Consider the following 13,908-nt stretch of genomic DNA (forward strand, 5'->3'; position numbering starts at 1 on the left):
CAGAACGATGACCCGATCCCTTGTCGAGGACGTCTGGCCGCTGTCGCCGTTGCAGGAAGGCCTGCTCTTCCACGCGGCCTTCGACGACCAGGGCCCGGACGTCTACCAGGGGCAGCGGACGCTGGAGCTGACCGGGCCGCTCGACACGGCCCGGCTGCGGACGACGTGGGAGGCGCTGCTGGCCCGGCACGGCGCGCTGCGGGCGGGCTTCCGCGGCCGCAAGTCCGGTGAGGCGGTGCAGGTCATCGCGCGCGAGGCGGCACTGCCCTGGCGTACGGAGGACCTCTCGGGCCGCGCGGAGGCCGAGGCCCTCGCCGAGGCCGAGCGGCTGGCGGCGCGCGAGCGGGCCCGGCGGTTCGACCCGGCCGTCGCACCCCTGCTGCGGCTGCTGCTGATCCGCCTCGGGGAGGAGCGCCACCGCCTGGTCCTCACCAGCCACCACGTCGTGATGGACGGCTGGTCCATGGCGGTGCTCTTCAACGAACTGCCCGCCGTCTACGCGGCGGGCGGCTCCACGCGCGGGCTCCCCAGGACGACGTCGTACCGCGAGTACCTCGCATGGCTGAGCCGCCAGGACAAGGAGGCGGCGCGCACCGCGTGGCGCGCGGAGCTCGCCGGGGCCGACGAGCCGACCCTCGTGGCACCGGCGGACCCCGCCAGGACGCCGGTCGCGCCCGAGAGCCTGGTCATCCGGCTCTCCGAAGAACTGACGCACCGCATCGGCCAGTTGGCGCGCGCCCAGGGCCTGACGGTCAACACCGTGGTGCAGGGGGCCTGGGCGCTGCTCCTCGCGCGCATGGCGGGTCGCACGGACGTCGTGTTCGGCGCGACCGTCGCCGGACGGCCCGGCGAGCTGCCCGGCGTGGAGTCGATGGTCGGCCTGTTCATCAACACGCTCCCGGTCCGCGTACCGCTCGACGGGGCGCAGCCCGTGGCCCGGATGCTCGCGGCCCTCCAGGACCGCCAGGCCGCGCTCATGGCGCACCAGCACCTCGGTCTCTCCGAGATCCAGAAGCTGGCCGGTCCCGGCGCCGTCTTCGACACGATCGTGGTGTACGAGAACTACCCGCGCCCCCCTCAGGAGGAGCCCGCCCCGGACGCGTTCACGATGCGCGCCCACGGCGAACAGGAGGCGGCGCACTATCCGCTCACGCTGGTCGTGGCCCCCGAGGGCGACCGCATGGCCGTCAAGCTCGACCACCGGCCCGACCTGTTCGACCACGCCGCGGCGGAGGCGGTCGTCGAGCGGCTGGTGCGGGTCCTGGAGCAGATGGTCGGGGATCCGTCGGTGCCGGTGGGGCGGATCGATGTGGTGGGTGGGGGTGAGCGTGCGTCGGTGGTGTCGGCGTGGAACGCGACGGCGGCGCCGGTGCCGGGTGTCTCGGTGCCGGAGCTGTTCGCGTCCCAGGTGAGGCGGGCGCCCGACGCGACGGCGATAGTCGAGGGCGAACGCACCCTTTCCTATGCCGAGTTGGCTGCCGCGTCGGGTCGTTTCGCCGCGTATCTGACGGACCTCGGGGTGGGCCGGGGCGATCGTGTCGCGGTGCTGATGGAGCGGTCGGCGGATCTGCTGGTCGCGCTGTTGGGGGTGTGGTGGGCGGGCGCGGCCTACGTTCCCGTGGACCCCGAGTACCCGGCGGAACGGGTGGCGTTCCTGCTGGTGGACTCGGCGCCGGTCGCGGTGGTCTGCTCACGGGACACGCATGCGCTGCTGCCCGAGGGCGCGGCGGCCCGGACCGTGGTCCTGGACGACGCCGACGTGACGGCCGCCGTCGCGCGATGCCCGGTGGGCGGCGTCGACGTGGGAGCGGATGACGCGGCGTACGTGATGTACACGTCCGGGTCGACGGGCGTGCCGAAAGGTGTGACCGTGCCGCACGGGAGCGTCGCGGCCCTCGTGGGCGCGCCGGGGTGGTCCATCGGTCCCGGTGACGCGGTGCTGATGCACGCGCCGCACGCCTTCGACATCTCGCTGTATGAGGTGTGGGTGCCGTTGGCGGCGGGCGGCCGGGTCGTGGTGGCCGGACCGGGCGCGGTGGACGCGCGGGACATCCGGGAGGCGGTCGCCGGAGGTGTGACGGCGGTCCATGTCACGGCCGGTCTGTTCCGGGTGCTCGCGGAGGAGTCCCCGGAGTGCTTCACCGGCCTTCGTGAGGTCCTGACCGGCGGTGACGTGGTGCCGGCCGGGGCGGTGGCACGGGTGCGGGAGGTGTGCCCCGAGGTCACGGTCCGGCACCTGTACGGGCCGACCGAGGTCACCTTGTGCACCACGTGGCATGTCCTGCCGGTGGGCGTGAGCGGCTCTGCGGTGCTGCCCATCGGGCGCCCCCTGGACAACCGGCACGTGTACGTCCTGGACGCGTTCCTGCGACCGGTGCCCCCCGGCGTCGTGGGAGAGCTGTACGCGACGGGCGCGGGTCTCGCGCAGGGCTACCTGCACCGTCCGGGCCTGACGGCGGAACGGTTCGTGCCGTGCCCGTTCGGTGCGGGGGAGCGGATGTACCGGACCGGGGATCTGGCGCGGTGGACGGCGGACGGTGAGCTGTTGTTCGTGGGGCGTGCGGACGAGCAGGTCAAGGTGCGTGGGTTCCGGGTGGAGTTGGGTGAGGTCGAGGCGGTGCTCGCCGGGCACGGGTCGGTGGGGCAGGCCGTGGTGCTGGCGCGCCAGGACGGTCCGGGGGACAGGCGGCTGGTGGCGTATGTGGTCGCGGCGGGCGAACCGGCCGTGGATACGGACGAGTTGCGTGCGTACGTCGCCGGGCGGCTGCCCGAGTACATGGTTCCTGCGGCGGTGGTCGTCCTTGATGCGTTGCCGTTGACTGTGAACGGCAAGCTGGACCGGGCCGCGCTGCCCGCGCCGGACTTCGCCGCGCGGGTGACCGGGCGTGAGCCGCGTACCGACACCGAGCGGATCCTCTGCGACGTGTTCGCCGAGGTGCTCGGTCTGGAGCGGGTCGGTGTCGAGGACGGGTTCTTCGAACTGGGCGGCGACTCGATCAGCTCCATGCAGCTGGCCTCACGGGCGCGTCGCTCGGGTCTCGTGGTGACGCCCCGGCAGGTCTTCGAGGAGAAGACCCCCGAGCGCCTCGCGCTGGTCGCGGAGACCGCGCGGAAGGCGGCCACGGACCATGACGCGGGCGCGGGCGAGGTGCCCTGGACGCCGGTGATGCGGGCGCTGGGGGAGCGGGCGGCGCGGCCCGGATTCGCGCAGTGGACAGTCGTCGGCGCCCCGCCGGATCTCGGGTTCGACGTGCTGACGGCCGGTGTCGGCGCGGTGCTCGACACGCACGGGGTGCTGCGGGCGCGTACGGCGCCCGGCGCCCAGCGGCTGGTCGTCGGCGAGCCGGGATCGGTGGACGCGTCGGTGCTGGTCACCCGTACCGAAGCGGGGGCCGGGTCGCTCGACGCGGCGGTGGAGCGTGCGGCGCGCGAGGCCGTGGACCGCCTCGACCCGGCTTCCGGCGTGATGGTCCAGGTGGTGTGGGTGGACGCGGGGCCGGCCGCGGTCGGCCGACTGGTCGTCGTCGCGCACCACTTGGTGGTGGACGGGGTGTCCTGGCGGGTGCTGGTGCCGGACCTGCGGGCGGCCTGTGAGGCGGCGGCCGAGGGGCGTGCGCCTCGGCTCGATCCGGTGCAGACGTCGTTCCGTCGCTGGGCGGAGCTGCTGGAGGCGCAGGCCGCGAGTGAGCGGCGGGTCGCCGAGCTGGATGACTGGCTGGCACTGCTGGGCGAGCCTCAAGCGCCCCTGGGCAAGCGCGCGTTGGACAGTGAGCGGGACACCGCGCGGACGCTGCGTCAACGCACCTGGGTCGTGCCGTCGGAGCAGGTGGCGGCGTTGGTGGGGCGTGTTCCGTCCGCGTATCACTGCGGGGTCGATGATGTGCTGCTCGCGGCGTTGGCGGGTGCGGTGGCGCAGTGGCGGCCCGATGGCGATGGCGGTCTCTTGGTGGATGTCGAGGGGCATGGTCGTGAGCCGCTGGAGGGTGTGGATCTGTCGCGTACGGTCGGTTGGTTCACCAGTGGGCGTCCGGTGCGGGTGAGTGCGGCCGGGGTGGATCTCGGGCAGGTGCAGGCGGGTGGTCCGGCGGCCGGGCGGTTGCTGAAGGCGGTCAAGGAGCAGGCGCGGGCGGTGCCGGGGGACGGGCTCGGGTACGGGCTCCTGCGGCACCTCAACCTCACGACGGGTCCGGCACTCGAAGCCGCCGCGAGCCCGCAGATCGGCTTCAACTACCTCGGCCGCTTCCCGGGAGGCGCCACTGCCCCCACCGCCGTCACCCCCTGGCAGACGGCCGGCGCGACCGCCATCGGCGGCTCCGTCGACCCCGACATGCCCCTGCCGCACACCCTGGAAGCGAACGTCGCCGTCCGGGACACCCCCGACGGGCCCGAACTGGAGATCAGGCTGAGCTGGCCCGGCGATGTGCTGGAGGAGGCCGACGCCGAGCGGCTCGGCAGCGCCTGGACGGCGATGCTCGCCGGGCTCGCCGCACACGCCACGCGTCCCGGCGCGGGCGGGTACAGCCCCTCCGACTTCCCGCTCCTGGACACGCTGACGCAAACCGACGTCGAGCGGCTGGAGTCGGCGGTGCCCGACCTGGCCGACGTATGGCCGCTGTCGCCGTTGCAGGAAGGGATGCTCTTCCACGCCACCTTCGACACCGAGGGTGCCGACGCCTATCAGAGCCAGCGCGTCCTCGCCGTGGACGGCCCGCTCGACGTGGCACGGCTGCGCGCCGCGTGGCAGGAACTCCCTGCACGCCACGACGCCCTGCGGGCGAGCTTCCACCGGCTCGCGTCGGGCGAGGCCGTGCAGGTCGTCGCCCAGGACGTCGAACTGCCTTGGCGCGAGGCCGACGTGTCGGATCGCACGGAGGCCGACGCGCTCGCCGAGGCCGCACGGCTCGCCGAGGACGAGGCGGCGGCGCGCCTCGATCTGTCGGCGGCCCCGCTCCTGCGGCTGCTCCTGATCCGCCTCCGCGAGGACCGGCACCACCTGGTCGTCACCAGCCACCACATCGTGGCCGACGGCTGGTCGACGCCACTCCTGCTGACCGAGGTGTCCGAGGCGTACGCGGAGGGCGGGGCGCCCCTGGCCGACGCGGCGGACTCCGTCGGCGCCCGCCCGTCCGCCTCCCGGCCGGCACCGGCGTCCTACGGGGACTACCTCGCGTGGCTGCACCGGCAGGACAAGGAGGCCGCACGGGCCGCGTGGCGGGCCGAGCTCGCCGGGGCCGACGAGCCGACCCTCGTCGCCCCCGCGGACCTCGGCGGCACGCCCGTCCCGCCCGAGGAGCGCTCGCTGCGCCTCTCCGAGAAGACGACGCGCGCCGTCACCGAACTCGCCCGTGCCCAGGGCCTGACGGTGAACACGGTCGTGCAGGGCGCGTGGTCGCTGGTCCTCGCGCGCCTCGCCCGCCGCACGGACGTGGTGTTCGGCACCACCGTGGCGGGACGGCCGCCGGAGCTGCCCGGTGTGGAATCGATGATCGGCCTGTTCATCAACACACTGCCGGTGCGCGTGCGGCTCGACGCGCGGGAGCCGGTGCTCACGATGCTCACGCGGCTGCAGGAACGCCAGACCGCGCTCATGCCCCACCAGCACACCGGCCTCACGGAGATCCAGGCGGTCGGCGGGGCGGGCGCCACGTTCGACACCATGCTGATGTTCGAGAACTACCCGCGCAGCACACCCCTGCTCCCCGGCCCCGCCGCCCACGGCGGCGGAGTCGCCCTCGCCCAGGTGGGAAGCCGGCTGGGCACCCACTACCCGCTGGCCGTCGGTGTCGTCCCCGACGACCGCCTCGGCATCCGCCTGACCTACCGCCCGGACGTCTTCGACGCGCGGCGGGTCCTCCAGGTGGGCAGGCAGCTCGCCCGTGTCCTCGACCGGCTCGCGGCCGACCCGGCCCTGAGGGTCGGCGACATCGACGTACTGGAGGCGGGCGAGCGCGCCACCGTGGTCGAGCGGTGGAACGCCACCGACCGGCCCGTGCCCACCGGCACCCTCGGCGAACTCTTCGACGCGCAGGCGCGGCGCACCCCGGACGCCGCCGCCGTGATCGCCGAGGACCTGCGGTGGACGTACGCGGAGCTGGGCGGCGCAGCCGACCGGGTGGCCCACGAGCTGTCGACGCGCGGCGTGGGCCGCGGCGACCTGGTCGGGGTGGTGATGGAACGCTCGGCCGAGGTGGTCGCGGTCCTGCTGGGCGTGGCCAAGGCGGGCGCGGCCTTCGTGCCGCTGGACCCGGCGTATCCCGCCGAGCGCGTCGCGGGCGTGCTAGCCGACGCCGAACCCGCGCTGGTGGTCTGCACGGCCACGACCGAACCCGTCCTTCCGGTGGGCGTGCCCCGCTGGGTGCGGGACGCCCCCGAGACGGTCACGGCACTGGCGGGACGGACGCGCCGGGCCGCGGACGCCGGGAGCCGCGTGGCCGACCCGGCGTACGTGATCTACACCTCCGGGTCGACGGGCACGCCGAAGGGCGTCGTGGTCACCCACGCGGGCCTCGGCAACCTGGCGGCCGGACAGATCGAACGCTTCGCCGTACGTCCCGACTCGCGCGTCCTGCAACTGGCGTCGTGGAGCTTCGACGCCGCCGTCTCCGAGATGTGCATGGCGCTGCTTTCGGGCGCGGCTCTCGTCGTGGCCCCGGCGGACCGGCTGCCCCCGCACGCCGAACTCGCGGACGTGGCAGCCGAGTTCGACGTGACGCACATGACGGTGCCGCCATCGGTCCTGGCGACGGTGGACGCGCTGCCGGACACCGTGGAGACGCTGGTCGTGGCCGGCGAGGAGTGCCCGCCGTGGCTGGCCGACCGCTGGTCGGACCGCCGTCTCGTCAACGCGTACGGCCCGACAGAGGTGACCGTCTGCGCCGCGATGAGTGAGCCCCTGGGCGCGGTCGGCGACGGCCCGGTGCCGGTCGGCCGTCCGCTGGTCAACACGCGGGCCTATGTCCTGGACGACTTCCTGAGGCCGGTCGCCCCCGGAACCGTCGGCGAGCTGTACGTCGTCGGGCCGGGCCTGGCGCGCGGCTACCTCCACCGGCCGGACCTGACGTCCCAGCGATTCGTGCCGTGCCCGTTCGCTGCGGGGGAGCGGATGTACCGGACCGGGGATCTGGCGCGGTGGACGGCGGACGGTGAGCTGTTGTTCGTGGGGCGTGCGGACGAGCAGGTCAAGGTGCGTGGGTTCCGGGTGGAGTTGGGTGAGGTCGAGGCGGTGCTCGCCGGGCACGGGTCGGTGGGGCAGGCCGTGGTGCTGGCGCGCCAGGACGGTCCGGGGGACAGGCGGCTGGTGGCGTATGTGGTCGCGGCGGGCGAACCGGCCGTGGATACGGACGAGTTGCGTGAGTATGTCGCCGGGCGGCTGCCCGAGTACATGGTCCCGGCGGCGGTGGTCGTCCTTGATGCGCTGCCGTTGACCGTGAACGGCAAGCTGGACCGGGCCGCGCTGCCCGCGCCGGACTTCGCCGCGCGGGTGACGGGGCGTGAGCCGCGTACTGACACCGAGCGCATCCTGTGCGAGCTGTTCGCCGACGTCCTGGGGCTGGAGCGGGTCGGTGTCGAGGACGGGTTCTTCGAGCTGGGCGGCGACTCGATCAGCTCCATGCAGCTGGCCTCGCGCGCCCGGCAGGCGGGCCTGGTCCTCACACCCCGGCAGGTCTTCGAGGAGAAGACCCCCGAGCGCCTCGCGCTGGTCGCGGCGGCGGCCGGGCAGGAGGCCGTGGCGGACGACATCGGCGTGGGGGAACTGCCCTGGACGCCGGTGATGCGGGCGTTCGGGGAGCGCGCCACGGGTGCCGGGTTCGCGCAGTGGACGGTGCTGGGCGCCCCGGCCGGTCTCGGCCTGGGCACGCTGGCCTCGGGGCTCGGTGCCCTCCTCGACGCCCACGACATGCTGCGGGCCCGCACGCTGCCCGGCGACGCGAGGCTGGTCGTCGGAGAGCGCGGAACCGTGGACGCGTCGGCGCTGGTGACGCGCGTCGAGGCGGTGCCCGCGGAAGTGGACGAGGTCGCGGAACGGGCCGCGCGCGAGGCCGTGGGGCACCTGGACCCGGCTTCCGGGGCGATGGTGCGGGCGGTCTGGGTCGACGCCGGACCGGACCACGTCGGCCGACTGGTCCTGGTGGCCCACCACTTGGTGGTGGACGGGGTGTCCTGGCGGGCGCTGGTGCCGGACCTGCGGGCGGCCTGTGAGGCGGCGGCCGACGGTCGTGTGCCGGAGCTGGAGCCGGTGGGAACGTCGTTCCGTCGCTGGGCGGAGCTGCTGGAGGCGCAGGCCGAGAGTGAGCGGCGGGTCGCCGAGCTGGACGACTGGCTGGCGTTGCTGGGCGAGAACCAAACCCTGCTGACCGAGCGGGCGTTGGACCCGCATCGGGACACCGCGCGGACCCAGCGACGCAGGTCATGGACGGTGCCGTCGGAGCAGGCGGCGGCGCTGGTGGGGCGTGCTCCGTCCGCGTATCACTGCGGGGTCGATGATGTGCTGCTCGCGGCGTTGGCGGGTGCGGTGGCGCAGTGGCGGCCGGGTGCCGACTCCGACCTCTTGGTCGACATCGAGGGGCATGGTCGCGAGCCGCTGGAGGGCGTTGATCTCTCCCGGACGGTCGGTTGGTTCACCAGTGGGCGTCCGGTGCGGGTGAGTGCGGCCGGGGTGGATCTCGCGCAGGTGCAGGCGGGTGGTCCGGCGGCTGGGCGGTTGCTGAAGGCGGTCAAGGAGCAGGCGCGGGCGGTGCCGGGGGACGGGCTCGGGTACGGGCTGTTGCGGCACCTCAACCTCACGACGGGGCCGGCACTCGAAGCCGCCCCGAGCCCGCAGATCGGCTTCAACTACCTCGGCCGCTTCCCGGGAGGCGGCACCGCCACCACCGCCGTCACCCCCTGGCAACCCGCCGGTGAGTCCGCGATCGGTGCCTCGGTCGACCCCGACATGCCCGCGCCCCACGTCCTGGAGGCCGGGGCCGCGGTGCGGGACACCCCGGACGGGCCCGAGCTGACGATCACCCTCAGCTGGCCCGGCGATGTGCTGGAGGAGGGCGACGCCGAGCGGCTCGGCAGCGCCTGGACGGCGATGCTCGCCGGGCTCGCCACGCACAGCGCGGGTCCCGGCGCGGGCGGGCACAGCCCCTCCGACTTCCCGCTCCTGGACACGCTGACACAGGACGCCGTCGAGGAGCTGGAGTCGGCGGTGCCCGACCTGGCCGACGTATGGCCGCTGTCGCCATTGCAGGAAGGCATGCTCTTCCACGCCACGTACGACGACGCCGCACCGGACGTCTACGAGGGCCAGCGGGCCCTGGCCCTGGAAGGGCCGCTCGACGCGGGCGTGCTGCGCGCCGCGTGGGAGACCGTGCTGCGCAGGCACGCGATCCTGCGGACGAGCTTCCACCGGCCGGCGTCGGGCGAGGCCGTGCAGGTCGTCGCCCGGGACGTCGAACTGCCCTGGCGCGAGGCGGACTTGTCGGACCGTACGGAGGCCGACGCGCTCGCCGAGGCCGCACGGCTCGCCGAGGACGAGCGGGCGGAACGGATCGACGTCACCCGCGCGCCGCTCCTGCGGCTGCTCCTGCTCCGCTTCGCAGAGCACCGGCACCGCCTGGTCATCACCAGCCACCACATCACGATGGACGGCTGGTCCCTGCCCGTCCTCATCGGCGACCTCCAGGCGGCCTTCCGCCTGCACACCACCGGCGGCGACCCGCGGGAGCTGCCGGCGGTGACGTCCTACCGGGACTACCTGGCCTGGCTGAACCGGCAGGACCGGCAGGAGGCGCGGGGCGCCTGGCGGGCCGAGCTCGCCGGTCTCGACGGACCGACGCTCGTCGTGCCCGCCGATACGGTACGGGTGCCGATGGTGCCCGACCGGATCCGGTTCGCGTTCTCCGAGGACGTGTCGCGCGGGGTCGCCGAGCTGGCCCGGAGCCACGGCCTCACGGTCAACACGGTGGTCCAGGGCGCGTGGGCGCTGCTCCTCGCGCGGCTCGCCGGGCGCACCGACGTGGTGTTCGGCGCGACCGTGGCGGGGCGGCCCACGGACCTGCCCGGTGCCGAATCGGCGATCGGCCTGTTCATCAACACCCTGCCCGTGCGCGTACCGCTGAGGGCCGGCCAGCCGGTCGCCGACCTGCTGGCCGAACTCCAGGAACGACAGGTCGCACTGATGGCCCATCAGCACATGGGACTGAGCGACATCCATCAACTCGCGCGCGCCGGTGCGGTGTTCGACACCCTCGTGGTCTACGAGAACTATCCCCACCCGCCCGCCGCCGCCCCGGGCCCCGACTCCCTGCGCATCCGCCCCGACGGAGAACCGCAGGACATGGGCCACTATCCGCTGACCTTCGTCGTGTCGCCCGGGGAGCGCATGCGGGGCGACTTCGTCTTCCGGCCCGACGTCTGCGACCGGGACCGCGCCGAGGACCTGGTCGCCTCGCTGGTACGGATCTTCGAGCAGCTCGTCGCGGACCCGTCGGCGCCCGTGGGCCGGGTGGACGCCGTGCCCGGCGCCGGACGCGAGCTCGTCGTAGGGGAATGGAACCGGACGGGGGATCCGGCGGCGGCAGTTGCCCCGCTGCCCGAGCTGTTCGCCCGGCAGGCTGAGGTCTCGCCCGACGCCGTGGCGCTGGTCGAGGGCGAACAGGCCCTTTCCTACGCTGAGGTGGCGGATCGTGCCGGGCGGCTCGCGCGGCACCTGATACGGGCCGGGGTCGGCCCGGAGCGCCGGGTGGCCGTCGTCGGGGAGCGCTCGGCGGACATGGTCTGCTCGCTCCTCGCGGTGTCGATGGCCGGCGGTGTGTTCGTGCCGGTGGACGCCGGATATCCGGCGGAGCGTGTCGCCTACGTGCTCGCCGACACCGACCCGGCGGTCGTCGTCTGCACCGAACGGTCGAGGGCCGCTGTGCCCGCCGGATTCACCGGCCGCGTCGTCGTCACGGACGACCCGCGCACGGCGGACGAGGTGCGCCGCCGGGCAGGCGGCCCGGTGCGGGACGAGGAGCGCGCGGCGCCGCTGGCGGTGGCCAACGCCGCGTACGTCATCCACACCTCGGGCTCGACGGGCACCCCCAAGGGCGTCGTGGTCACCCACGCCGGGCTCGGGAACCTCGCGCGGGCGCAGATCGACCGCTTCGGGGTGACGGCTCGGGCGCGGGTGCTGCAGTTCGCGTCACTGAGCTTCGACGCGGCGGTCTCCGAACTGTGCATGGCGTTCCTGTCGGGCGGTGCGCTGGTCGTGGCGGGCCCCGACGACCTGCCGCCGCGGGTGTCGCTGGACGAGGCGCTGCGCCGGTCGGGGGCGAGCCATGTGACCGTGCCGCCGAGCGTCCTCGCGGCCGAGGACGAGCTGCCGCGGGCGCTCGAGACCCTGGTGGTGGCGGGCGAGGCCTGCCCGCCGGGGCTCGTCGACCGCTGGGCGCGCGGGCGGCGCATGGTGAACGCCTACGGGCCCACCGAGACGACGGTGTGTGCCGCGATGAGCGAGCCGCTGGCGCCCGGCAGGGACACGGTGCCGCTCGGGCGGCCGACGGCGAACGTACGGGTGTTCGTCCTGGACGAGTTCCTGCTGCCCGCACCGCCCGGCGTGGCGGGGGAGCTGTACGTCGCCGGGGCCGGGCTCGCGCGCGGCTACCTCGGACGCGCGGGTCTCTCGGCGGAGCGGTTCGTGGCCTGCCCGTTCGGCGCGGGCGAACGGATGTACCGCACCGGGGACGTGGCACGGTGGACGCGCGAGGGCGAGCTGCTCTTCGTCGGCCGCGCCGACGACCAGGTCAAGATCCGCGGCCACCGCGTCGAGCCCGGGGAGATCGAGGCGGTCCTCACCGCGCACCCGGACGTCGTGCAGGCCGTGGTCGTCGCCCGCCAGGACCGCGCCGACGGCAGCCGGCTCGTCGCGTACGTCGTCCCGGACCCCGCGCGGCAGCCCGCCGACGCACCCGCCGGGGACGACCGGTCGGCGGTCGGTCTCGCCGCCGCGCTCCCCGCGTACGTACGCGAGCGACTGCCCGACCACATGGTGCCGGCACTCTGCGTACCGCTGGAGCGGCTGCCGCTGACCCCCAACGGCAAGGTCGACCGGGCCGCGCTGCCCGCGCCCGACTTCACCGGGCGCGTCACGGGCGCCGGGCCGCGCACGGAGACCGAGCGGATCCTGTGCGAGCTGTTCGCCGAGGTCCTCGGCCTGGCACGGGTCGGCGTCACGGACGGCTTCTTCGAGCTGGGCGGCGACTCGATCATGTCGATGCAGCTCGCGTCCCGCGCGCGCAGGGCGGGGCTGCTCCTGACGTCGCGGCAGGTCTTCGAGGAGAAGACCCCCGAACGCCTGGCGACGGTCGCAAGGCCCGCCGAGGCCGCTGCCGTCGTCGACGACGTCGGTGTCGGCGAGGTGCCCTGGACGCCGGTCATGCGGGCGCTGGGCGAACGGGCCGCGCGCCCCGGGTTCGCGCAGTGGGTGGTCCTCGGCGCCCCCGACGCGCTCGGCCTCGACGTCCTGGCGGCGGGGCTCGGCGCGGTGCTCGACACGCACGACATGCTGCGGGCCCGCACGGTCCCCGGCGAGCCGAGGCTGGTCGTCGGCGAGCGGGGCACGGTGGACGCCCGGAGCCTGGTGGCGCGCGTCGACGCGGCGCACGCGGACGCCGACGCCTCCCTGGACGAGATCGCGGGACGCGCGGCGCGCGAGGCCGTCACCCGCCTCGACCCGGCCGCGGGCGTGCTGGTGCAGGCCGTGTGGGTCGACGCGGGCCCCGGGCGCACCGGCCGCGTCGTGCTCGTGGCGCACCACATGGTGGTCGACGGGGTGTCCTGGCGGGTGCTCGCACCCGACCTGCGGGCGGCCTGCGAGGCGGCGGCCGCCGGTCGGGCGCCCGAGCTGGAGCCGGTGGGGACCTCCTTCCGGCGCTGGGCGGAACTGCTCACGGCCGAGGCCGCCGGCGAGCGGCGGACCGCCGAGCTCGACGACTGGCTCGCTCTGCTCGGCAAGCCCCAACCACCGCTCGGGCAGCGCGAGCTGAACCCCGGCCTGGACACCGTGCGCACCTTGCGGAACCGGACCTGGGAGGTGCCGCCGGAGCAGGCGGCCACCCTGGTGGGCAAGGCCCCGGCCGCCTTCCACTGCGGCGTCGACGACGTGCTGCTCGCGACGCTCGCGGGTGCCGTCGGGCACTGGCGGCCCGGCGCCGCCGCCGATCTCCTGGTCGACGTCGAGGGCCACGGCCGCGAACCCCTCCAGGGCGTGGATCTGCTGCGGACGGTCGGCTGGTTCACCAGCGTGCGGCCGGTCCGGCTGGACGTGACCGGTGCTCACTTGGACGGCGCTATGGCCGGTGAGGGGGCTGCGGGTAGCTTGGTGAAGGCCGTCAAGGAACAGGCACGGGCCGTGCCGGGCGACGGCCTCGGACATGAACTGCTGCGCCATCTCAACCCGGTGACGGGGCCGGTCCTGGAGGCCGCGCCGGCCGCGCAGATCGGCTTCAACTACCTGGGCCGGTTCGCGGCGGGCGGCGGCGCGGGCGGCACCGGCGACGGGGGCCGGGTCGGACCGTGGCAGCCGGCCGGCGAGAGCGCGATCGGCGGCTCCGTCGACCTGGGCATGCCCGCCACGCATGTGCTGGACGCGGCCGCCGTGGTCCGGGACACCGCCGAAGGGCCCGTACTGACGATCACTCTGAGCTGGGCGAGTCGGCTGCTGGAGGAGGCCGAGGCCGAACGGCTCGGCGACACCTGGCTGCGGATGCTGACCGGCCTCGCAGGCCACACCGACGACCCCACGGCAGGCGGACACACCCCGTCCGACTTCCGCCTCCTCGACCTCGCCCAACACCAGATCGACGAACTCGAAGCCGGATTCGCCGGCGAGTAGCCAAAGCCGTCAGGCACCAGACGTTGTGAGCCGACAGGCACAAAGCCGTT

General features: G+C 74.6%; 1 protein-coding gene. It reads left to right on the forward strand.

Features of this window, described 5'->3' with window-relative positions; all coding sequences use genetic code 11:
• Window positions 1-7: 7 nt before the first annotated feature.
• Entirely contained in the window at window positions 8-13,858 is a 13,851-nt protein-coding gene (locus tag AB0L89_RS06115; RefSeq protein ID WP_365135031.1) for an amino acid adenylation domain-containing protein, read from the forward strand.
• Window positions 13,859-13,908: the final 50 nt, after the last annotated feature.

This window comes from Streptomyces sp. NPDC052114 (assembly GCF_040680155.1).
Classification (GTDB): domain Bacteria; phylum Actinomycetota; class Actinomycetes; order Streptomycetales; family Streptomycetaceae; genus Streptomyces.

What these genes read in the sequence shown, in the direction of transcription:
- AB0L89_RS06115 (WP_365135031.1), top strand. Translation starts at nt 8, where the DNA reads ATGACCCGATCCCTTGTCGAGGACGTCTGGCCGCTGTCGCCGTTGCAG.